The sequence below is a fragment of the Marinobacterium aestuariivivens genome (genome assembly GCF_042661465.1).
Taxonomy (GTDB): domain Bacteria; phylum Pseudomonadota; class Gammaproteobacteria; order Pseudomonadales; family Balneatricaceae; genus Marinobacterium_A; species Marinobacterium_A aestuariivivens.
In genome coordinates this window covers 807,371-828,763 of the sequence record NZ_JBHSWE010000001.1, presented here as the reverse complement: position 1 = coordinate 828,763, position 21,393 = coordinate 807,371, and the positions used below count along the sequence as shown (strand labels likewise).

At 63.2% G+C, this 21,393-nt stretch carries 23 protein-coding genes and 2 pseudogenes; 14 read left to right on the top strand and 11 right to left on the bottom strand.

Going from position 1 to position 21,393, the window contains the following annotated elements:
* The first annotated feature begins 58 nt into the window (after nucleotides 1–58).
* The 3 genes from ACFQDL_RS04320 to ACFQDL_RS04310 are packed head-to-tail and all read left to right on the top strand — an operon-like array spanning nucleotide 59 to nucleotide 1,459.
* Nucleotides 59–736 carry a DnaT-like ssDNA-binding domain-containing protein gene (locus ACFQDL_RS04320; RefSeq protein WP_379907965.1) on the top strand — a complete coding sequence of 226 codons (678 nt, stop codon included), beginning with the start codon at nucleotides 59–61 and terminating at the stop codon, nucleotides 734–736.
* Nucleotides 654–1,199: a hypothetical protein gene (locus tag ACFQDL_RS04315; protein ID WP_379913476.1), complete on the top strand. Its 546-nt coding sequence runs from the start codon at nucleotides 654–656 to the stop codon at nucleotides 1,197–1,199. Before ACFQDL_RS04320 ends, ACFQDL_RS04315 begins: the two co-directional genes overlap by 83 nt.
* Nucleotides 1,166–1,459: a hypothetical protein gene (locus tag ACFQDL_RS04310; RefSeq protein WP_379907964.1), complete on the top strand. Its 294-nt coding sequence runs from the start codon at nucleotides 1,166–1,168 to the stop codon at nucleotides 1,457–1,459. The genes ACFQDL_RS04315 and ACFQDL_RS04310 overlap by 34 nt, the downstream gene beginning before the upstream one ends.
* A 246-nt stretch (nucleotides 1,460–1,705) precedes the next feature.
* On the opposite strand, the pseudogene ACFQDL_RS04305 reads toward ACFQDL_RS04310, so the two are convergent.
* From ACFQDL_RS04305 to ACFQDL_RS04265, 9 genes and pseudogenes are all read right to left on the bottom strand, one after another.
* Nucleotides 1,706–2,682: pseudogene (locus ACFQDL_RS04305) on the bottom strand (DUF3549 family protein).
* Between the two features lie 118 nt (nucleotides 2,683–2,800).
* Entirely contained in the window at nucleotides 2,801–3,694 is an 894-nt protein-coding gene (locus ACFQDL_RS04300) for an NAD-binding protein (protein WP_379907963.1), read from the bottom strand.
* 35 nt (nucleotides 3,695–3,729) lie between these two features.
* Nucleotides 3,730–4,050 carry a cation:proton antiporter gene (locus ACFQDL_RS04295; protein WP_379907962.1) on the bottom strand — a complete coding sequence of 107 codons (321 nt, stop codon included), beginning with the start codon at nucleotides 4,048–4,050 and terminating at the stop codon, nucleotides 3,730–3,732.
* A gap of 20 nt (nucleotides 4,051–4,070) precedes the next feature.
* A complete protein-coding gene (locus tag ACFQDL_RS04290; protein WP_379907961.1) occupies nucleotides 4,071–4,769 on the bottom strand; it encodes a cation:proton antiporter domain-containing protein in 699 nt (232 codons plus the stop codon).
* 270 nt (nucleotides 4,770–5,039) lie between these two features.
* On the bottom strand, nucleotides 5,040–5,366 hold the full coding sequence (locus ACFQDL_RS04285) for a YqcC family protein (RefSeq protein ID WP_379907960.1): 327 nt from the start codon (nucleotides 5,364–5,366) through the stop codon (nucleotides 5,040–5,042).
* The gene (locus ACFQDL_RS04280) at nucleotides 5,363–6,721 is read right to left on the bottom strand and encodes a class II 3-deoxy-7-phosphoheptulonate synthase (protein ID WP_379907959.1); all 1,359 of its coding nucleotides are present in this window, start codon (nucleotides 6,719–6,721) and stop codon (nucleotides 5,363–5,365) included. Before ACFQDL_RS04280 ends, ACFQDL_RS04285 begins: the two co-directional genes overlap by 4 nt.
* Before the next feature lie 145 nt (nucleotides 6,722–6,866).
* The gene (locus ACFQDL_RS04275; protein WP_379907958.1) at nucleotides 6,867–7,781 is read right to left on the bottom strand and encodes a LysR family transcriptional regulator; all 915 of its coding nucleotides are present in this window, start codon (nucleotides 7,779–7,781) and stop codon (nucleotides 6,867–6,869) included.
* Between the two features lie 206 nt (nucleotides 7,782–7,987).
* Entirely contained in the window at nucleotides 7,988–8,899 is a 912-nt protein-coding gene (gene argF / locus ACFQDL_RS04270) for an ornithine carbamoyltransferase (protein ID WP_379907957.1), read from the bottom strand.
* 46 nt (nucleotides 8,900–8,945) lie between these two features.
* On the bottom strand, nucleotides 8,946–10,139 hold the full coding sequence (locus ACFQDL_RS04265) for an aspartate aminotransferase family protein (protein ID WP_379907956.1): 1,194 nt from the start codon (nucleotides 10,137–10,139) through the stop codon (nucleotides 8,946–8,948).
* A 308-nt stretch (nucleotides 10,140–10,447) separates the two neighbouring features.
* Between ACFQDL_RS04265 and grxD the strand changes: the two genes are divergently transcribed.
* Together grxD and ACFQDL_RS04255 are read left to right on the top strand one after the other, a co-directional pair.
* A complete protein-coding gene (grxD, locus tag ACFQDL_RS04260; protein ID WP_379907955.1) occupies nucleotides 10,448–10,783 on the top strand; it encodes a Grx4 family monothiol glutaredoxin in 336 nt (111 codons plus the stop codon).
* Nucleotides 10,784–10,914: 131 nt separating this feature from the next.
* Nucleotides 10,915–11,517 carry a peroxiredoxin gene (locus ACFQDL_RS04255; protein WP_379907954.1) on the top strand — a complete coding sequence of 201 codons (603 nt, stop codon included), beginning with the start codon at nucleotides 10,915–10,917 and terminating at the stop codon, nucleotides 11,515–11,517.
* Between the two features lie 74 nt (nucleotides 11,518–11,591).
* On the opposite strand, the gene rnt is transcribed toward ACFQDL_RS04255, so the two are convergent.
* Nucleotides 11,592–12,221 carry a ribonuclease T gene (gene rnt, locus ACFQDL_RS04250; RefSeq protein ID WP_379912871.1) on the bottom strand — a complete coding sequence of 210 codons (630 nt, stop codon included), beginning with the start codon at nucleotides 12,219–12,221 and terminating at the stop codon, nucleotides 11,592–11,594.
* A 260-nt stretch (nucleotides 12,222–12,481) separates the two neighbouring features.
* Here rnt and ACFQDL_RS04245 point away from each other — a divergent pair, with 260 nt between their 5' ends.
* From ACFQDL_RS04245 to ACFQDL_RS04235, 3 genes and pseudogenes are all read left to right on the top strand, one after another.
* Entirely contained in the window at nucleotides 12,482–13,315 is an 834-nt protein-coding gene (locus ACFQDL_RS04245; protein ID WP_379907953.1) for a flagellar protein MotY, read from the top strand.
* Between the two features lie 160 nt (nucleotides 13,316–13,475).
* Nucleotides 13,476–14,701: pseudogene (locus ACFQDL_RS04240) on the top strand (argininosuccinate synthase).
* Between the two features lie 303 nt (nucleotides 14,702–15,004).
* Complete coding sequence (locus ACFQDL_RS04235) at nucleotides 15,005–16,486, top strand: tetratricopeptide repeat protein (protein WP_379907952.1); 1,482 nt, start codon at nucleotides 15,005–15,007, stop codon at nucleotides 16,484–16,486.
* 257 nt (nucleotides 16,487–16,743) lie between these two features.
* Here ACFQDL_RS04235 and ACFQDL_RS04230 read toward each other — a convergent pair whose 3' ends face one another.
* A complete protein-coding gene (locus ACFQDL_RS04230) occupies nucleotides 16,744–17,124 on the bottom strand; it encodes a hypothetical protein (RefSeq protein WP_379907951.1) in 381 nt (126 codons plus the stop codon).
* A 69-nt stretch (nucleotides 17,125–17,193) separates the two neighbouring features.
* Here ACFQDL_RS04230 and ACFQDL_RS04225 point away from each other — a divergent pair, with 69 nt between their 5' ends.
* The 6 genes from ACFQDL_RS04225 to ACFQDL_RS04200 all read left to right on the top strand — a co-directional run bounded on the left by ACFQDL_RS04225 (nucleotide 17,194) and on the right by ACFQDL_RS04200 (nucleotide 21,367).
* Nucleotides 17,194–18,105, top strand: coding sequence for an ABC transporter transmembrane domain-containing protein (locus tag ACFQDL_RS04225; protein ID WP_379907950.1), 912 nt, complete (start codon nucleotides 17,194–17,196; stop codon nucleotides 18,103–18,105).
* On the top strand, nucleotides 18,078–18,344 hold the full coding sequence (locus ACFQDL_RS04220) for a 6TM ABC transporter family protein (RefSeq protein WP_379907949.1): 267 nt from the start codon (nucleotides 18,078–18,080) through the stop codon (nucleotides 18,342–18,344). The genes ACFQDL_RS04225 and ACFQDL_RS04220 overlap by 28 nt, the downstream gene beginning before the upstream one ends.
* Nucleotides 18,308–19,312, top strand: a complete 1,005-nt coding sequence (locus ACFQDL_RS04215; protein WP_379907948.1) for an ATP-binding cassette domain-containing protein — start codon at nucleotides 18,308–18,310, stop codon at nucleotides 19,310–19,312. The genes ACFQDL_RS04220 and ACFQDL_RS04215 overlap by 37 nt, the downstream gene beginning before the upstream one ends.
* A gap of 132 nt (nucleotides 19,313–19,444) precedes the next feature.
* Nucleotides 19,445–20,320: a biotin/lipoyl-binding protein gene (locus tag ACFQDL_RS04210; protein WP_379907947.1), complete on the top strand. Its 876-nt coding sequence runs from the start codon at nucleotides 19,445–19,447 to the stop codon at nucleotides 20,318–20,320.
* Complete coding sequence (locus ACFQDL_RS04205) at nucleotides 20,257–20,733, top strand: HlyD family efflux transporter periplasmic adaptor subunit (protein WP_379907946.1); 477 nt, start codon at nucleotides 20,257–20,259, stop codon at nucleotides 20,731–20,733. The genes ACFQDL_RS04210 and ACFQDL_RS04205 overlap by 64 nt, the downstream gene beginning before the upstream one ends.
* A gap of 1 nt (nucleotide 20,734) precedes the next feature.
* Entirely contained in the window at nucleotides 20,735–21,367 is a 633-nt protein-coding gene (locus ACFQDL_RS04200; protein ID WP_379907945.1) for a helix-turn-helix transcriptional regulator, read from the top strand.
* The last annotated feature ends 26 nt before the right edge of the window (nucleotides 21,368–21,393 follow it).

Sequence of the window (21,393 nt, the reverse complement as noted above, 5' to 3'; positions counted from 1 at the left end):
CAGCCGCAGTCAGTGGCTGCAGCTGGCCGATTTCTGGGACGAGACGCGGCTGCGGGCCGTGACCGACAGTCTGGTGCGGCAGGGGTGCCTGGAGGCGTCCTGCGACGGCAACCTGGTGCGGCTGCGCCTGCTGCCCGAGCGCGGTGCCCGGCCCGAGCCCGCCGCCAGCCAGGCGCCGACGCCGGCAAACGAGGCCGTCAGCCGCCTGCCGGTGCGGGAGGCGCCGCCCAGACCCCTGACCAAGCAGGCCATGCGCCCCCAGCCCCAGCCGGCGGCTCGGATGATCGAGGAGAAGGGGCCGGCACCCACCTTCGGTGGTGCCAGTGGCTGGCGTCGACACAAGGATGAACTGCAGGTGCTGTTCGAGCAGCACGAGGTGCGCAATCAGCAGCTCAAGCCGATGGAGCTGGGCTGGCGGCCGTCCGAGGCCTTCTTCGAGCTATTGCCGCGACACCAGATTCCCCGGGAATATGCCGAGGAGCTGCTCGACGAGTTTGTGCTCTACTGGCTGGCCAAGGATCGCAGGGAAAGCAACTGGGATCAGAAATTTCTCGCCTGGGTGAAGCGGGAGTGGGTACGCAAGCAGTCCCGGGACGGAGGTGCGCGGGACGCCGGTGCCCGTGGCGAACAGACGCAACAGACAGGTTATCAGCATGAAAACACCCGCCGAGATTCTCGGGAAAAACGCAAACAGGTTACCGCAGCAATCATGGACATCCGCGACACCGACTGGTGACGCCGGGCAGGCAGATGCCCGGCAGCAGGCGAATGCGCTGCCGGTCGAGACCAAAGCGCTGGTGAATATGCTGTTCGCCCGCTTCATGGCGATCTACGGCCACAAGTTCAAGAGCTGCTTCGAAACCCAGGACGAGATCCGTATCGCCAAGCGTGAATGGGCGCTGAGCCTGCGCGGGTATGGCGAGGCGGAGCTGGTGGCCGCCATCGACCACTGCAAGGAACAGCTGGCCTGGATGCCGACCATCTCGGAGTTCCTCAAGATTCTGCAGGAGCAGGGCGACCGCCGCATGCCGGGCTGCTGCGCGCCTACGAGGAGGCCTGCCTGCATGCCGACCACCCGACCCGGCACGCCTGGAGCCATCCGGCGGTCTATCATGCCGGCCGGGCCACGGGCTGGTTTCGCCTGCGCAGCGAAGAGCAGGGCCAGGTGCTGCCGGATTTCCGTTACCACTATGGGGTGATGGTGCGTCGGGCCCGGGAGGGCGAAGATCTGGAAGTGCCGGTGCCGATGGCATTGCCGGACCGGCGCGACAATACACTGGTGGCTTTCATCCAGCGCTGGGGCGATGAGCAGGGATTGGCACCGGAAGTGGCCGCATCGCTGCTGTATTACCTGACCAAGCCGAAAGGCTCGAAGGTGCGCGAGCGTTTTCGTGCCCATGCGCAGCAGGAGGCGAAGGAAAAGGGCCTCGATCTCGAGTTGCCGGAGGACTATCAATAATCCGGGTGACGGGTGACGGGTGACGGGTGACGGGTGACCCGTGGGAGCGAGTAGGATGGGTGAAGCGGCGCATCGCGCCGGATGCCGGCGGCATACCACGCGATTTGGGCGCCGCGGAACCCATCAGCGGATCAATCAACGTTCGTGCCGCCGGAAGCGAAGGCGCCGGTGGCGCCTATGATGGGTTACGCCGCCACGAACCCGGTGCGATCCGACAAGAAAGGCGCCATGGCGGCTCCACCCATCCTACGCCTTGTTCATCCCCTGCCCGAACATCTTGCCAATGGCCCGCGACAGGGTCTCGCTGCGTTCGGGGTTGCGCAGTGCGGCCATGATCGGGCCACGCAGCGCCGGCATGAACATCAGGTCCGCCAGTACCCGCGAGAAACCCGCCTGACCGGCTTCGCCGCCGGCCAGGTGTTCGAGGAAGGGTGCAGCAGCGCAGGCTCCTCGAGGCTGTGGCTGCAGCGGGTCGCGATGGCCACGATCACCTCGGCCTCCAGTGAGCGGGGGCTTTGCAGCGCCTGCGTCAGCCAGTCCCGGCGCAGGGTTTCGGACGGGCTGTTCGAAACGGCCCGCAGCAGGGCCGCCAGCAGACCGTTGTCGTCAGACCCCATCGACAGGGCCCGCTCGAAATGGGGCTGTAGTGCCTGTATCAGCCGATGGCCCGGCTCGACATGCTCCAGCGCGCAGCACAGCGCCCGCAGCGGTTCGTCCGGCAGCCAGCGGACAGCATCGATCAGCAGGGCTTCGTTGCGACCCTGGTCGAGGCGCACCACCAGGTCGGCAATGCCCTGCAGACCCAGGTTGGGCCAGAGTTCGGGCTCGAGCTGGCCGGCGAAGTAATGCTGGGCGTATTCGTAGTAGGCCGAAGCCGGCTGCTTCAGCAGGCGGCCGGCATGGGCATGGAACATCGCCATCTTCTCGGCGTCCGGTTTGAACGAGAAGGGGTTGTCCTTGAGGGCGTCGGCACCGCCCTCGACCAGGCCGCCGATATTCTTCAGCAGTCGGTGCAGCAGGTCGTCGCGTACGGCCTGCACCAGGTAGCCCTGCTCGTCGAGCGGCAGCTTCAGAAACCAGACGGCGTTGCGTGCGCGATCGTCCGGGTGCCAGAGCAGCAGTCCGAGCCAGGCATGGTGCAGGTAAGGCTGCGGGTAGGGGATCAGGCCCTGTTCGACCTTCGAGAAGGTGGCGCCGGACAGCTTGCCGACCCGGCGCCCCATATCGAACAGGCGGCAGCGCGCGCCGGTCTGGTCGATCAGTTCCAGCAGCGATTGTATCGGGCTCAAGGTCGGCTCCTCCAGGCTCAAACGAAGTCGCGCATTCTATCAGCCGCAACCGCTAGCCGGCCAGCAGCAGTGATTCCGCTTTCTCGACCCCGGTTACGGAACCTCTGAGGATCACGATGTCGTTATCCTCGAGCTGCATCTGCGGGTCCGGGCTGCTCAGCAATTCGTTGCCGCGGCGGATCGACTCGACCTCGACCTCGAGGCCGAGGTCGCCGATGCGGTGGCCGGGTCCGTGACTGCCGGGTGCCAGTACCACCGGGTGCATGACCTCGGTCGGGGCGCCGCTCTTGTCCAGTTTGCGCGACTGGCCGCCATGGAAGTATCCATGCAGCAGGCGGTAGCGTTCTTCGCGCACCTGGTTGATGCTGGCCTCGATGGCGTCGCGCGGGATATCCAGCAGGGTCAGTACATGTGAGACCAGCATCAGGCTGCCCTCGAGCGCCTCCGGAATCACCTCGGTGGCACCGGCTTCCTGCAGCTGCTGCAGCCGACCGTCATCCTGGGTGCGCACCAGTACCGGCAGTTCCGGGAAGTGGTGCTTGAGTCCCTGCAGCGCGCTGAGGGCGTCGCCGTCGTCGGGAAAGGTCAGGATCATCAGCCGGGCCCGGCTCGAGCCGAGGGACTTGAGCAGGTCGGTACGGCGCGCATCGCCGTAATAGATGCGTTCGCCGGCGATGGCGGCTTCCTGTACCCGCAGCGGATCGTTGTCGATGATGATGTAGGGGATCTGCAGCGGCTGCAGGAAGCGGGTGATGACCTGGCCGACGCGGCCGTAGCCGCAGAGAATGACGTGATCGGTCAGCTCCTCGAGCTCGCTGGAAATCTGGTGGATGCTGTCGGGGGCGCGGGTCTGGGCCGAGCGGCGCAGCAGGGCGCGACTGAGCGGCTCGCTGAAGCGGATCAGGATCGGTGTCGTCACCATGCTGAGGATGATGATCGCCACCACCAGCGCATTGAGTTCCGAGCTGACCAGCTGGTGGCTTAACGCCAGCGCCAGCAGCGCAAAACCGAACTCGCCCCCTGGGACAGGCAGATGCCGGCCCGCAGCGCATTGGGGGCGTCACGGTGCAGCAGGTAGGCCGAGAGGGTGGTCAGGCCGCTCTTGAGCACCAGCAGGCCCAGGGTCAGCAGCAGCACCCAGTGAATATGATCGGCCAGCGCCTCGAGATTGAGCTGCATGCCGACCGAGACGAAGAACAGCCCGAGCAGGACGTCGCGAAATGGCCGGATATCGGCTTCCAGCTGGTGGCGATAGCGGCTTTCCCCGAGCATCATGCCGGCGAGGAAGCCGCCGAGGGCCATCGAGAGCCCCGCGGCGTGGGTCAGCCAGGCCGCCGCCGGGCCGCGACCAGGGTGGTCAGCACGAAGAGCTCGTCCGAGCGGGACTTGGCGACCTCGTTGAACAGCATCGGCAGGACGGTGCGGCCGAATACCAGCAGCGCCACCAGCAGTGCCGAGCCCTGCAGCAGCATCAGCACGAGCGACTGGGTATCGAGGGCCTGCTGCTCGCCGCTCAGCGTGGGCACCACGATCAGGAAGAACACCGCCGCCAGATCCTGGAAGATCAGCACCCCGACCGAAAGGCGGCCATGGTCGGCATTGATTTCGTTGCGCCGGATCAGCTCGCGGGTGACGATGGCGGTCGACGACAGTGCCAGGGCGCCGGCGATGACCAGGCTGCTGGAGAAGGGGAGACCGCTGAACCAGGCGACGGCGATGATGATGACGGCGGTGGATATCACCTGCAGCGAGCCGAGCCCGAACACGGTGCGCCGCATGGCGATCATCCGTGGCAGCGAGAACTCGAGGCCGAGCATGAACAGCAGGAACACCACGCCAAGTTCGCTGAGAAGATGAATGTTATCGTCATTGGCGACGATGCCCAGGGTGTAGGGGCCGAGCAGTACGCCGACCCCGAGATAGGCGAGAATCGGCGGCAGCTGAACACGGCGGAACAGGGTAATGGCGACGACGGCGGAGGCGATGATGGTAAGAAACTGCTGGAAAAATCCCTGTTCCATGAGCGGTTGACTGCGTTGCGGGCTGAGTATGTCTTTATCCGGCATTTTCGGCCGGGGCGCAATGCCGTGGATCAACTCAGGGGCCGGAGGGCCCCGAAAGCTTCAAGGCCTCCTTAGCCTGGAATGACCGCCAGGGACGGTGGGAATCCTGGCATTGCAGGAGCAGATGCCGGGGGAGCGCAGCGAATTCCGGGAGCTGCCCGTCGGAATTCGCCCCTTCGGGGCATCATTCCAACCTACTCGGTCAAACCGTTGCCTGGAATGGGGCGCCTAATGCAGGGCGCGCAGCGTACGGTCGATCTCTTCGATCAGTACCAGCAGTGCCTCGGTATCGGCATCGATCTGCTTGAAGGCCTCCTCGGCCAGCGTCGCGATATCGCTGCTGGCCGGCAGTGCCGCCTGTCGCTCGATCATCAGGCCGAACCGCGGGATCATCACCCACTGCACCCATTCGCAGAACGTCAGGGTGTCGATGCAGAACGGCTCGGTGCTGGCCAGTGCCTCAGGGGGCGGAGGCACCGGCTGCCAGAGTTCGAGCAGACGCATCTCCCGCTCGATGGACGCCAGCAGTCCGGCCAGTTGCTGATGCTGTGTCACCGGCTGCCGCTCCGGGCCTGTTTCAGCGTGTCGGCGATCAGGAACGCCAGCTCCAGCGCCTGCTCGCCGTTGAGGCGCGGGTCGCACTGGGTGTGATAGCGATCGCCCAGTCCCTCTTCGGTGATCTGGTAGGCGCCGCCGACGCACTCGGTGACGTTCTGGCCGGTCATCTCGAAGTGGACGCCGCCGGCATAGGTGCCCTCGGCGCGGTGTACCTCGAAGAAGCCTTTCATCTCCTGCAGGATTGCTTCGACGCTGCGGGTCTTGTAGCCGCTCGATGCCGTGGTAGTGTTGCCGTGCATCGGGTCGGAACTCCAGACCACGGAGCGGCCGGACGCCTTGACGGCACGCACCAGCGGCGGCAGCTTGTCGAGGATCTTGTCGGCGCCCATGCGGGCGATCAACGTCAGGCGGCCCGGCAGATTGTCCGGGTTGAGGATTTCGAGCAGGCGCATCAGGTCGTCGTGGCTGGTGCTGGGGCCGACCTTGACGCCGATCGGGTTCTTGACCCCTCGCAGGAACTCGACATGGGCATGGTCGGGCTGGCGGGTGCGGTCGCCGATCCAGAGCATGTGGGCCGAGCAGTCGTACCAGTCATTGGTCAGGCTGTCGCGACGGGTCAGGGCCTCTTCGTAACCCAGCAGCAGCGCTTCGTGGGAGGTATAGAGGGTGGTTTCCTTGATCTGCGGCGTGTTGTCCGAATCGATGCCACAGGCCTCCATGAAGGCCAGGGTCTGGTCGATCTGGCTGGCCAGGTGCTGGTACTTCTCGCCCAGCGGGCTCTTTTCGACAAAGCCGAGGTTCCACTTGTGCACCTGGTGCAGGTCGGCGAAACCGCCCTGGGCGAAGGCGCGCAGCAGGTTCAGCGTCGCGGAGGACTGGTGGTAGGCGCGCAGCAGGCGCTGCGGATCCGGTATCCGGGCCTCGGCGGTGAAGTCGATGGCGTTGATGATGTCGCCGCGATAGCTCGGCAGCGCAACGCCGTCGCGGCTTTCGGTATCGGCCGAGCGCGGCTTGGCGAACTGGCCGGCCATGCGGCCGATCTTGACCACCGGGCAGCTGCCGGCAAAGGTCAGCACCACCGCCATCTGCAGCATCACCTGGAAGGTGTCGCGGATCTTGTTGGCGTTGAACTCGGAAAAGCTCTCGGCGCAGTCGCCGCCCTGCAGCAGGAAGGCCTTCCCTTCAGCGACCTGAGCCAGCTGCTGATGCAGCGAGCGGATTTCGCCGGCGAAGACCAGTGGCGGCATGCGGCCGAGCTCTTTCTCAACGGCGTTGAGGGCGGCGGGATCGGTATAGGTGGGTTGCTGCACGATCGGCTTGTCGCGCCAGCTGCTGGGGCTCCAGTCTTGCATCGGGGACGTCTGTCTCTGGTCGGTGTGATTCGAAACGGTCAGTTTACGGCAACACTGATAATAAACAAGGCTTTGCGCAGAGGTGACGCGTTACGCGTGAAATGTGGCTCCGTGGCTGCATTTACGCGTCACCCGTAACTGCTCTTCAAGCTGTCTTGATCCCGCTGAGGTTGCGGAACGAGATTTCTTTGGCGGTATTGATGAAGTCGACCATGAATTCGGCATTCTTCTGGTCGTCCCGGATGGCCCCGTAAAGGGTGCACCAGACGCCTTTTTCGCCCAGCGGGCGGGCGGCGATGTAATCCCGCTCCAGGTATTCGTGAATGGCCCAGCTCGGCAGGGCGGAAACGCCGCGGCCGCTGGCGACCAGCTGCAGGATCATGACGGTCAGTTCGGCGGTGCGGATGTCCGCCGGTTCGACGCCGGCGCCATCAAGGAAGTGATTGAAGATGTCCAGCTTGCCGTGGTCCACGGGGTAGGTGATCAGGGTTTCCTGAGCCAGGTCTTCCGGGTGGACAAAGCGCCGAGCCACCAGACGGTGCTGCTTGGCCATGGCCAGCACCGATTCGTAGCTGAACAGCGGGATGTAGGTGATGCCGTTGCGCTGTTCCGGGTCCGAGGTGATCACCAGGTCGAGGTCGCCGCGGGCCAGCGCCGGCAGCGGCTGGAAGCTGAAACCGCTGGACAGGTCCATCTCGACCTCGGGCCAGTGCTGGCGGAAATGGTCGATGGTGGGCATCAGCCAGTCGAAGCAGCTGTGGCACTCGATACAGATATTCAGCCGCCCGGCCTCGCCTCCCGCCAGGCGCGCGATGTCGCGCTCGGCATTGCGGATCATCGGCAGCACGTCGTCGGCCAGGGTCAGCAGGCGCTGGCCGGATGAGGTGAAGCAGATCGGCTTGGTCTTGCGAATGAACAGCGAGCAGCTGAGGCGGTCCTCGAGGTCCTTGATCTGGTGGGACAGGGCGGACTGGGTCAGGTGGACCCGTTCGGCGGCTTCGACCAGACTGCCGGCGTCGCGCAGCGCCGCCAGCGTCTTCAGATGCCTCAATTCGATCATGCCTGACTCCCGTCCCGGATCTCTGTCGTGAAGAAAATTATAGCGGTTATCCCATTGCGCGTCGGGATCGCGGTGGTATTGGCGGTGTGCTCCGGTACGGTGGGGCGCGCGCGCGGTGCCCCCTGAAGCCCGCGCCGGCCCGGGCTGCTGCATGGGGACCAGGGGCGGGCGGTCACGACCTGCAAGCCGCCCGGCGTCCGCCTGCGTCAGGCCTTTTTGACCAGCAGGAATTCCAGCAGCGCTTTCTGCGCATGGAGCCGGTTTTCGGCTTCGTCGAAGACGATGGAGCGGGGATCGTCGAGCATGTCCTCGCTGATCTCTTCGCCGCGGTGGGCCGGCAGGCAGTGCAGAAATACCGCGTCCGGGTTGGCGAGGTCCATCAGTTCCGGGCTGACCTGGAAGCCGACGAACTTTTTCTCGCGCAGCTTGGCCTCTTCCTCCTGGCCCATCGAGGCCCAGACATCGGTGGCGATCAGGTCGGTGCCCCGCACCGCTTCGCGCGGGTCGCGGAACAGCTGGATGCGGTCGGCATGCTGTTCCAGCAGCGACTGCATCGGTTCGAAGCCTTCCGGGCAGCAGATGTGCAGGCGGAAGTCGAGCAGTGCCGCGGCATTGATATAGGAGTTGCACATGTTGTTGCCATCGCCGATCCAGACCGCAGTCTTGCCCTGGATGGAGCCGCGATGCTCATGGTAGGCCTGCATGTCGGCCAGCAACTGGCAGGGATGGTAGTCGTCCGTCAGCGCATTGATCACAGGCACCCTGGAGTAGCGGGCGAAGGTTTCGACGGTGGCATGATCGAAGGTACGGATCATCACCACATCGACCATGCTCGAAATGACGCGCGCGCTGTCCTCGACCGGCTCGCCCCGACCCAGCTGGGTATCCCGGGACGACAGGAACATGGCGTGTCCGCCGAGCTGCGCCATGCCGGCCTCGAAGGAGACGCGGGTTCGCGTAGAGGCCTTCTCGAAGATCATGGCCATTACGTGATTCTGCAGCGGCTCGTAGACCTGGCCCGCATTGCGCATCTGTTTCAGTTCACCGGCCCGCAGGATGAGCTGCTTGAGCTCACCGGCGGTCAGGTCGTTCAACGTCAGAAAATGTCTCGTGCTCATAGGTGGTAACTGCTGTAGCAGGTCCTCTGAGTGCGGCAATTAGGTTTCAGGCTTCCCGATCGTCAGCCGCGTAGATCTGGATCAGTTTGGAAAGGGTGTTCACCAGCAGGTCCGCTTCGCTGTCGCTCAGGATCAGCGGCGGCAGCAGGCGCACGACGCGACCGCCGCCGGTGATGTTCAGCAGCAAGCCCTTGACCTTTGCCAGCACGGCCAGCTCGGTGCCGGCTTCGGTCAGCTCGATGGCGATCATCAGGCCCTTGTTGCGAATCTCCCGGACATAGTCGGAGCCGGCCAGCTGGGCGCGGAAACCGTCGCAGATGCGCTTGCCGAGCTGCTCCGCTCGCGCGCACAGGTTGTCCTGGGTGATGGTGTCGACGACGGCCAGAGCGGCCGCGCAGGCCAGCGGGTTGCCGCCGTAGGTGGAGCCGTGCGTACCCGGCGTAAGGATGCCGGCGGCAACGCCCCGGGCCAGGCAGGCGCCGATGGGGACGCCGTTGCCGAGGCCCTTGGCGGTGGTGACCACATCCGGCAGGATGCCGTTGAGCTGGTAGGCGAAATACTCGCCGGTACGTCCGTTGCCGGTCTGGACCTCGTCGAGCATCAGCAGCCATTCGTGGCTGTCGCAGATCTCGCGCAGCTGGTTCAGGTAGTCATCGGCCGGAATGCGGATGCCCGCCTCGCCCTGGATCGGTTCGACCAGGATCGCCACCACATTGGGATTGTTGGCCGCGATGGTGCGGATCGCCTCGACGTCGTTGTAGGGGGCGCGCACAAAGCCGCCGACCAGCGGTTCGAAACCGACCTGCACGGCACGGTTGCCGGTGGCGCTGAGGGTCGCCAGGGTGCGGCCGTGGAAGGCGCCCTCCATGACGATGATAGCCGGGTTGTCGATGCCCTTCTGGTGGCCGTAACGGCGTGCCAGCTTGATCGCGGCTTCGTTGGCTTCTGCGCCGGAGTTGCCGAAGAAGACGTTGTCCATGCCGGAAATGGAGGTCAGCCGGGCGGCGAGGCGCTCCTGCAGCGGGACGGTATACAGGTTGGAGGTATGGACCAGCTTGCCGGCCTGTTCGCAGAGGGCGTGGGTAACGGCCGGATGGGCGTGACCGAGGCCGCATACGGCAATGCCGGACAGCGCATCGAGATACTTGTTGCCGTCCGTGTCGTACAGCCAGGCGCCTTCGCCGTGGTCAAAGGCCACGGACAGCCTGTTGTACGTGTTCATGATCGGTGTCACGGCCATCTCCCTCTCCCTACAACGCAAAAAGGCAGCCCCGGCTGCCAAACAAAAGAAAGGCATTCTATTGAGATGCTTGCATTTTGGCAATCAAATCAATGCGCAGCCCGATCCTAACCTGATTTTCACAGGGCGGGGTTGTAATGGCGGCGAGGGACCCAATATCCGTTTTGGTGACTGGTTACGCATAACGCGTAACGCGTGACAGGTGGCCATTTTTACCTGACCATAACGCTCGGATATGTGATAGGCTAGCGCCATGTGTTCGCAGCATGCGAGCGAGAGCGAATTCAGGCATTGTTAAAGGTGTATCAATGAGCGTAATCGATACCATCAAGGAGCAGGTCGAGAACAACTCCATTCTGCTCTACATGAAGGGAACCCCGCGTTTTCCGCAGTGTGGTTTTTCGTCCCGTGCGGCGGAGGCGATCATGAATTGCGGTGAGCGTTTTGCGTTCGTCAATATTCTGGAAAACCCCGAGATCCGTGCCGAGCTGCCGAAATATGCGAACTGGCCGACCTTCCCGCAGCTGTGGGTTAAGGGCGAGCTGGTCGGCGGCTGCGACATCATCTGCGAGATGGCAGCCAGCGGCGAGCTGGAAACCCTGATCAAACAGGTGGCGGCCGAGCAGCCGGCGGACGAATCCTGATCGAGCGGCATGCTGTTCCGGCAGTCGTCCGGACAGCGTGCCCGACCCCTTCATCGGCGCGACCGGGCCTTCCCGGCCGCGCCGATGGATTTTAGTGCTTAAAAACGGACTACAAACGGAGAAGATAAGCAATGGGCGTACTAGTTGGTAAGCAGGCACCGGATTTTACAGCTGCAGCGGTTCTGGGTAGCGGCGAGATCGTCGATACCTACAACCTGAAAGAAGCCATCAGCGGTAAATACGGTCTGGTTTTCTTCTACCCGCTGGACTTCACATTCGTCTGCCCCTCTGAGCTGATCGCGCTGAACAACCGCATCGCCGCATTCAAGGAGCGCAATGTCGAAGTGATCGGTGTCTCCATCGATTCCCAGTTTACCCACAATGCATGGCGCAACACCCCGGTCAATCAGGGCGGTATCGGCCCGGTCGAGTACACCCTGGTGGCTGACGTCAAGCACGAAATCTGCCAGGCGTACGATGTCGAAGCCGAGGGTGGCGTGGCTTTCCGCGGCGCTTTCCTGATCGACCAGAACGGCGTTGTCCGTTCGCAGATCGTCAACGACCTGCCGCTGGGTCGTAACATGGAAGAGCTGATCCGTCTGGTCGACGCGCTGCAGTTCCACGAAGAGCACGGCGAAGTCTGCCCGGCTGGCTGGACCAAGGGCGACAAGGGCATGAACGCCTCTCCGGAAGGCGTTGCGTCCTACCTGGCTGCAGAATCCGGCAAGCTGTAAGCAAGCCCCTGAAACAAAACAAGGCCCGTCATCGTGACGGGCCTTTTTTGTGGGTTACGCGTTACGCGTAACCTTCAATCCTCGTACTGGCGCGCCTCGAGTACCATGTCCCAGCCGCCGAGGTCCTTCCAGCGGTTGACGATGGAGCAGAAGAGTTCGGCGGTCTTGCAGGTGTCGTAGAGCGCGGAGTGGGCCTTCTTGCCGTCGAAGTCGATGCCGGCGACGTCGCAGGCGCGGGCCAGGACGGTCTGACCGTAGGCCAGGCCCGCCAGGGTGGCGGTATCGAAGGTCGAGAACGGGTGGAAGGGGTTGCGCTTGATGTCGGCGCGTGCCGATGCGGCCTGGACGAAGCCGTGGTCGAAGGCGGCATTGTGGCCGACCAGGACAGCGCGCTTGCAGCCGTGGGCCTTGATCGATTTGCGAATCGGCTTGAAGATGTTCTCCAGGGCCAGGGTTTCCGGTATCGCGTCGCGTTCGGGGTCGAAGGGATCGATGCCGGTGAATTCCAGGGCGGAGCGCTCGAAATTGGCCCCCTCGAACGGCTCGACCGCTTCGTCGAAGCACTGGTCTATCATCAGGTAGCCGTTTTCGTCCATCGTCAGGGTGACGGCGGCCACCTCCAGCAGTGCGTCGGTACGGGCATTGAAGCCGGCGGTTTCGACGTCCACGACGACGGGAAGAAATCCGCGGAAACGATCGGCCATCAATTGCGGTATGGTGCTGTTGCTCAAGTGGGGTCCTTAATGTGCAGCGTCTGCTCGAATAAGATGAGAGGCCATTCTAGCAGTCTGGTTCCCCGGCCTCCAATTTGATGAGCCGCGGCGCAGGCGCTGTCGCGTCGCGAAGTGGCCGGTGCCGGTATCACGAATGGCAGCGCTAAAGAAACGTCCGCCAGGGTCGATAAGCTCTCAGCGGTCTGTCGAGTATTGAGGTTGATGAATTGATTCCCAGGTTGTTGGTGCTTGTGTCTCTCTGGCTCTGTGTCCAGGTCGCCGGTGCGGTCACCTTCAGGGCCGTGATCGACGATGCGCGCTGGGACCTCGAGTCGTCGAAATTCAGCTGTCGCCTGAGTCAGTCGGTGCCCGATTACGGCCGGGCGCTGTTCGAGCAGGAGGCGGGTGAGGATGTGCGTTTCAGTCTGCAGTCTGTGCAGCGGGTTCGGGCGTCGTCCGAAGCGCTGCTGGTGGCGGAGGCGCCGCCCTGGCAGCCCGGGACGGCGCCCCGCGTGATCGGTTCCGTGCAGGTGGACGACGCCAGCGGCGTCATCGATGTCGGCAGCGCCCATGCCCGCCAGATGCTGGCCTATCTGCAGCAGGGGCTGGTGCCCACCTTTACCCGCGGCGGTTGGCAGGGTACCGGAGAGTCGCTGCGGGTCGGTGTGTCGGCGGCGAATTTTCCGGCGGCCTATCGCGAGTACAGTGGCTGCATCGAGCGTCTGCTGCCGGTGAATTACCGTCAGATCGCGCGCACTGCGGTGCTTTTCCCGTCCGCGGTCGTCACTCTGTCGGATGCGGCCCGCGAACGCCTGGACCTGATCGCGCTTTATGTCCGCAATGACGATTCCGTGCGCTCCGTCTATGTCGACGGGCATTCCGACAACCTCGGGCGCCGGCTGCTCAACCGCGACCTGTCGAAAAGGCGCGCCGAGGAGGTGACGCGTTATCTGGTATCCCAGGGCGTCGATGAAGCGATGGTGACGACCCGTTTCCATGGCGAGCGTTATCCGGTGGTGCCCAATAGCAGCCCGCAGAACCGTGACCGCAACCGCCGTGTGACCGTCCGGCTGGAACGCAACTGAGTCCGTCCCGCTTCTGAGTCTGCGGCTTTCCTGCTATACTGCGTCGCTTTTTCGAGGCGTCTCGAGGGTGCGGCCCTCGTTCCGACGATTTTTCGACCCACAGATTCCCAGTCCCGGCGGCCTCAGGTGGCGGCCGGGCGATCTCATCTGGAGCTGAGACATGTCCGATATCAAAAAGGTTGTGCTGGCCTACTCCGGCGGACTCGATACCTCCGTTATCGTCCGCTGGCTGCAGGATACCTATAACTGCGAAGTCGTCACCTTTACGGCCGATCTGGGCCAGGGTGAAGAGGTCGAGCCGGCCCGCGCCAAGGCCCAGGCGCTGGGCGTGAAGGAGATCTTCATCGAGGATCTGCGCGAAGAGTTCGTGCGCGATTTCGTGTTCCCGATGTTCCGTGCCAACACCATTTACGAGGGCGAGTACCTGCTCGGCACCTCCATCGCACGCCCGCTGATCGCCAAGCGCCTGATCGAGATCGCCAACGAAACCGGCGCCGATGCCATCTCCCATGGCGCCACCGGCAAAGGTAACGACCAGGTGCGCTTCGAGCTTGGCGCCTATGCGCTCAAGCCGGGTGTCAAGGTGATTGCGCCCTGGCGCGAATGGGACCTGAACTCCCGCGAGAAGCTGATGAAATATTGTGAAGAGCACAATATTCCCGTCGACTTCACCGGCAAGAAGAAAAAGTCCCCGTACTCGATGGATGCCAACCTGCTGCACATCTCCTACGAGGGCGGCGTGCTGGAAGAGCCCTGGGCCGAGGCCGAGGAGGACATGTGGCGCTGGTCGGTATCGCCGGAGCAGGCACCGGATCAGGCGACCTACATCGAGCTGACCTACGAAAAGGGCGATATCGTTGCCATCGACGGTCAGGCCATGAGCCCGGCCACGGTGCTCGAGACCCTGAACAAGGTTGGCGGCGCCAACGGCATCGGTCGTCTCGACATCGTCGAGAACCGCTTCGTCGGCATGAAGTCCCGCGGCTGCTATGAAACTCCGGGGGCACCATCATGCTGCGCGCCCACCGTGCCATCGAGTCGATCACCCTGGACCGCGAAGCGGCTCACCTGAAGGATGAGCTGATGCCGCGCTATGCCGAGGTGATCTATAACGGCTTCTGGTGGTCCGAAGAGCGCAAGATGCTGCAGCAGCTGATCGACTACAGCCAGCGCAACGTCAATGGCGATGTGCGCCTGAAGCTCTACAAGGGCAATGTCGACGTGGTTGGCCGTCGTTCCGCCGACAGTCTGTTCGACGAAAGCATCGCGACCTTCGAGGACGATGCGGGCTCCTACGATCAGAAGGACGCCGAGGGCTTTATCAAGCTCAACGCGCTGCGCATGCGCATCGCAGCCAGCAAGGGCCGTAACCTGCTGGAAGACTGATCGTCCGGCAGGCCCCACAAGAAAAGCCCGCTTTGCGGGCTTTTTTGTTTTGTGACGCCTCGCCAGTCGCGCGTCTGGCTGTCGCCTGGAGTGAGCGTAGCGAATTCCGGGGAGGGGCACGCCCGTCGGGCGGTGAATGCAGCGCTTTGTATCGCTTTCGGCGGCTGTGTTAAATTGGCGACATTCTTCCAGTTCGCAGGCCCATGGATAATTTCTTCGCAGGCAAGTCGGCACTGATCGTCGATACCAACCGGGACGATCTGGGGGCTGCGTGCGCTGCTCGCCCAGCTGGGTCTGTCGCCGGTGGCCGCGGCCTCTTCGGCCAACATGGCGGTCAGCTACCTGCAGGAACAGTCTTTCGATTTCTGCTTTGTCGCCTATGATCTGGGGCCTCGTGCCAAGACCGGTCTGCAGGTGATACAGGAGGCCACGCTGGATGGCGCCCGGCGCTTTCAGGATACCTTCGTTCTGGTGGCCGAGCCTGAGCAGGCGGAAGTCCTGGCGGGAGCTCTGGAATATGCGCCCGACAGCTGTCTGTCCAAACCCTACGATCCTGTCAGGCTGCGTCAGTGCCTGGACCGGCTGGCGCGGGTCAAGCAGTTGTTGCTGCCGCTGGAGGCGTTGCTGGACCGGGAGCAGTGGGCTGAAGCCCTCGGGTGCTTCGAGCACTTCCAGGGGCTTTACCCGGGTGTCAGGCCCTACTTTCTGCGGCTCAAGGGACTGGTGCTGTTGCGTCTGCAGCGTTACGAAGAGGCGCTGGCGCTCTTCGCCGGGGTATTGCAGGAGCGTGACGTCGACTGGGCGCATATCGGTCAGGGGGTCGCCCTGTTTCGCCTCGGGCGTTATCGCGAGGCTCAGGAGTGTCTGTTGCGCCTGACCGGGCAGCATCATACCGCGGTGGAGGCGTTTATCCTGCTGACCCTGGTTCACCGGGTGCTGGGCGACCCGGGAGCGGCGCAGATGCTGCTGCGCAAGGCGGTCATCCTGCAGCCCAGCATGCCTCAGCTGCAGAGTGACCTGGCCAACCTGATGGCGCTGGAGGGCGACTGGGCCCAGGCCGTTACCGCCTGGCGGGAGGCTCTGAATTACGCGCGTCATTCCCCATTTCAGCGCGCCGACGATTACTATGGCCTGGTGCAGGCGCTGCTGCAGCAGATCGACGAGCGGCAGTCGCCGGCCTCCGTTGCCGCAGAGGCTGAGGCCGTGCGCACCCTGGAGGCTGCCGTGCGCGACTTCATGGGCGAGCCGGTGGTGCTGTTTCGGGCGCGTCTGATGGGCGCCCAGATCTATCAGCGCAGCGGCAACAGGTCGATGGCCGAACAGGCAGCCCGGGATGCATTCGAGCGCTATGCCGCTTTGCCGCTGTCCGATCAGGCCGAACTGGTCGATCCGCTGGTGGACGCGCTCGAATTCAGCAGCCTGGCCCAGGCGTCGCTGGAGCGGCGTCAGGAGGTGATGCGCCGGCTGGCGACGCTCGATTGGGGGCGGGCCAATCTGGCCGGCATGGTCAGTTACCGCAAGGGGCACTACGAGCAGGCGTTCGACCGTTTCCGTGAAGCCGAGGCGCTGCGCGGCGGCAGTCCCGGGGTGGTGCTGAACCTGGTGCAGAGCGGGCTACGGGTGGCGGTATCCACGCCTGCCCGGCGCGCGGAGATTCTGCGCCAGTGCAGCGACCTTCTGTTCGATGTGCGTTTCGGAGTCCTGAGTCATCGCCAGCAGGAGCGGTATCGCGCGCTGTGCCGGCGGCTGGGGGAGCTGAACCGTTCGCAGGGCGGGTCAGGATAAACGGCTTAGTCGAAAACGGCTCCTGCCGTCTTGTTGTAAAAAGCCGATCTACAGGCGGGGCGGCCGTCCGCCATCCCTGGCCTTAGTCGAAAACTGCTCCTGCCGTCTTGTCGTAAAAAGCCGATCTACAGGCGGGGCGGCCTTCCGCCATCCCTGGCCTTAGTCGAAAACTGCTCCTGCGTTTCCGATCTACAGGCCATCCCTGGCCTTAGTCGAAAACTGCTCCTGCGTTTTCGATCTACAGGCCATCCCTGGCCTTATATCCAGCTGTCGTCGTCTTCGATCAGGATGCGGGATTGTAGAGTCGGCTGCGGTTCGCTATCTTGTGCCTCCGCCGTCTCCGGTTGCAGGTAGGAGCGGGCCAGTTTCCGGCTGAGCAGCTTCGTCTGGGACGCAAGCGGAAAGTCGGTGAAAAGAATAATATTTTTGGCTATCAGGATATCTATCATGTCCTCGATAATGCGCACGGTACCAGCATCGGAGCGATCGAGAAACGCCTCCGGTGAAAAGGAGCCGTCGTTGATCGACAGGAACTCGAGCACCTCCCGGTTCTTCATGTCGATCGGCTCGGTGCCGTCCCCGGCCGTTTCGGTCAGGCCGACGATGCGGCCCTCCGCGTTCCGTATTGCGTAGAGCATCAGAGAACAGATATTCGGTAGTTGGATTGCGTGCTAGTATGGTGCCCGCAATCCGAGCAGGTCAAGGACATGGACGACATTCAGGACCCTCTTTTAAGCTGTCTGGTCGAGCTGACCCGGCAGAATCACAACCCCCTGTCAGCCGAAGTGCTCAGCGCCGGATTGCCGCTGGAGAACAACCGGCTGACACCGAAGCTGTTCGTGCGAGCGGCGCAGCGTGGCGGTCTCAAGGCCCGCGTTCTGCCCCGTTCGCTGCGGGATATCTCGCCGCTGGTACTGCCAGCCGTGCTGTTGCTGAAAAACGACCAGGCCTGCATTCTGCAGGAGCTGGACCTCGAGGACGACTCGGCGCTGATCATCCAGACCGAGAGCGGCGGCAAGCACCGCATTGCCCTGGCGGAACTCGAGCAGCACTACACCGGCTATGCCATTTTCGTACGCATGGAGTATCGCTTCAGCGAACGGGTGTCGAAGGTGCTGGAGGACCGTGAAGGGCACTGGTTCTGGGGCACTCTGAAGCGTTCGATACGTATCTATCGCGATGTGCTGCTGGCGTCGCTGCTGATCAATCTCTTCGTGCTGGCAAGCCCGTTGTTCGTCATGAACGTCTACGACCGGGTGGTGCCCAACAGTGCGATCGAAACGCTCTGGGTGCTGGCGATCGGCCTGTTCGTGGTTTACCTGTTCGACTTCGGCCTGAAGATGCTGCGTGCCTATTTCATCGAGGTGGCGGGCAAGAAAACCGACATCCTGCTGTCGGCGATGCTGTTCGAAAAGGTGCTGTCGCTCAGCTATGGCGCCATGCCGCGCTCGGTCGGCTCCTTTGCCAACAACCTGCGCGAGTTCGAGAGCATCCGGGCGATGCTCAGCTCGACCATCAACACGGTGCTGATCGATATTCCGTTTGCGCTCATTTTCCTGGCGGTGATCGCGCTGATCGGGGGCCGCTTGTCGTGGTGCCGGTGGCGGCGATCCCGCTGATCTATATCTTCTCGCTGATCGTGCGGCCGAAGCTGCGCGAGTCGGTGGAAAAGACCTTCGAATCGGCGGCGCAGAAGAATGCCACCCTGGTCGAGAGTCTGACGGCGATGGAAACGGTCAAGACCCAGCGCGCCGCGACGCCTTTGCAGTTGCGCTGGGAGCAGGCCGGCGGCTATATCGCCCGCTGGGGCTGCGCTCGCGGATGCTGTCGTCGTCGGTGGTCAATTTCGCCGGCCTGATCCAGCAACTGACTTCGACCTCGATCGTGATCTTCGGCGTTTACCTGATCTCCGAACGGGAACTCACGCTCGGAGCCCTGATCGCCAGCGTGATACTGTCGGGCAGGGTGATTGCGCCGATGGGGCAACTGGCGGGACTTGTCACCAACTTCCATCAGGCGTCGACGGCACTGAAGACCCTGAATCAGATCATGGACATGCCCGAAGAGCGGGATGGCGAACGCCACTTCGTGCACCGCCCGGAACTGAAGGGCGATATCGAGTTCAATCAGGTCAGTTTCAGTTATCCGGGCGAGCAGCAGAAGGCGCTTGACGGCATCTCTTTCCGTATCAAGGCCGGCGAAAAGGTGGCCCTGATCGGCCGTATCGGTTCGGGCAAGTCGACCATCGAAAAGCTGCTGATGGGGCTTTACAGTGCCGGGGACGGGGCCGTGCGCGTCGATGGCATCGACATCAAGCAGATCGATCCGGTCGATCTGCGCCGTCATTTCGGTTACGTGCCCCAGGATATCATGCTGTTTGCCGGCACCCTGCGCGACAACATTACCCTGGGCGCACCCTGGGCCGGCGACGAGCAGGTGGTCCGGGTGGCGCAGCTGGCCGGGGCCGATCATTTCGTCAATCGTCACCCGCTGGGCTTCGACATGCAGGTCGGCGAACGCGGCGCAGCGCTGTCGGGCGGCCAGCGCCAGGCGGTAGCCGTGGCCCGCGCCCTGATTCACGATCCCTCGGTGCTGATTCTCGACGAGCCCTCGAATGCGATGGACAACAGTTCCGAAGAGCTGCTCAAGCAGCAGCTGGCCGATTACGCCCGGGACAGGACGCTGCTGCTGGTTACCCACAAGATGTCGCTGCTGACCCTGGTCGATCGGCTAATTGTGGTCGATGGCGGCAAGATCGTGGCGGACGGGCCGAAACAGGCGGTGCTCGAGGCCCTCAAGCAGGGTCGCCTGCAGATTCGCAAATAGCGGGGTCCAGAACCCAATCAGGAAAGCAGCCGGGGCGTGACTTCAAGACCCGTAGCGGCCCGCCAGCAGTGGCGCCGGTATGCAGACAGGACAACCATGAAAAGCTCAGTGTCGAACCAAGATAGCCGCTTTATGACCAGCATCAGCGAAGCCATGCTGGAGCAGACGCCGCGTAGCGCCCGACTGCTGCTCTGGGGCATGGCGCTGTTCATCTTGCTGGCAATTCTCTGGGCCAACTGGGCGGAGCTGGACGAGATCAGTCGGGGCGACGGCGAGATCATTCCGTCGCGGCAGCTGCAGGTGGTGCAGAACCTCGAAGGCGGCATCGTTTCCGAGATCCTGGTGAAAGAGGGGGACCTGGTGGAGCGAGGCCAGGTGCTGTTGCGTATCGACGATACCCGCTTTTCGAGCTCGTTCAACGAAAACCGCGTGCGCCAGTACGAGCTGCTGGCCAAGCAGATCCGGCTGCAGGCCGAGTCGGACGGCACCGAGTTCGAGGTGCCGGGGGACTTCCCTGAGGCCTACCGTCATCAGCTCGAGCGCGAACGCACCCTTTACCGCGCCCGCGCACAGGAGCTGCGCACCACCCTGGCGATCACCGAGCGCCAGCTCGAGCAGCGCCGTCAGGAGCTGCGCGAGGCCCGCTCCAAAATTGATCAGATCCAGAGCAGCTATAACCTGCTGCTCAAGGAACTCAATATCATGCAGCCGCTGGTTGGCGAAGGGGTAATCTCGGAGGTCGAGTACATCCGGCTGCAGCGCCAGGTCAATGATATGAAAGGCGATCTGGCCGGGATCCGCCTCAGCATTCCCCGTATCGAGGCGGCCATTTCCGAACATGAAAGCCGTCTGAGCGAAGGGGAGTTGCAGTTCCGCACCCGGGCCCGGGGGAACTCAACGAAGTCAGTGGCGAGCTGGCCCGCCTGCAGGAATCAATGCAGGGCATGCAGGACCGGATCACCCGCACCGAGGTGCGGGCTCCGGTCAAGGGAACGGTCAAGGAGCTGATGGTCAATACCGTCGAGGGCGTGGTTCAGCCCGGAGACGAGCTGCTGAACATCGTGCCCTGGGAGGATCGCCTGCTGGTCGAGGCGCGGATCCGGCCGGCCGATATCGCCCAGATCAGGGTCGGATTGCCCGCCACGGTCAAGGTCTCTGCCTACGACTTTTCGATTTACGGCGGACTCGACGCCAAAGTGGTCTTCGTTTCGCCCAGCACCATCCTCGACGAGGAGAAAAAGGCGTTTTACCGGGTCCGGCTGGAGACGGAAAATCCCTATCTCGGCAATGCCGACAAGCCGCTGCCGCTGATTGCCGGCATGACGGTGAGCGTCGATATCCTCACCGGTAAGAAAACGATAATGGACTATCTTCTGAAACCGATACTCAAGGCCCGCAACAGGGCGCTGACGGAACGCTGAGATGGAACTGGGATATTATTCGACACAGAGGAATGTGGGGGAGCGCTGGGAGAGACTGCTTCATGGCTGGTCGGCGCGGCGTCTGCATTTTGATGCGCTGGAGCTGGGGCTGCCCGGTGGTCTGCTGCTGCTGCATCTGGATTCGCTGCCGCAGGAGTACCGCTATCCGCTGTTCAAGGCGCTGCAGAGCGGGGGACAGCTGTATGCGGTGCTGACGGACCGGCCAAGAGACGACGAGGGGATACGGATGCTGGCCCTCGGTGCCCGGGCGTATGCCAGCACTTTCATTACCGGTTCGCTGTTGCAGCAACTGATCGAAACCGTCGGACGCGGCGATATCTGGGCCAGTCCGCTGGTGATGCAGAAGCTGCTGAAACGACTGCTCAATGGCCAGCCGGCACAGTTGCTGTCGGTTCAGGCCGAGCGCCTGGGACTCGCCGCCGATCTCAGCGAGCGTGAGCAGCAGGTTATGGATATACTGATCAGCGGCGTAGCGAACAAGGTGATTGCAAGGGAACTGAAGATCACCGAACGTACGGTCAAGGCGCATATCAGCGCCATTCTCAGAAAAACGGGAGCCGGCGACCGGGTCTCGCTGATACTGATGGCGAAGGCTCAGGAACGACAACACTAACGCCGTAGATGGACATTTTAGGGAGA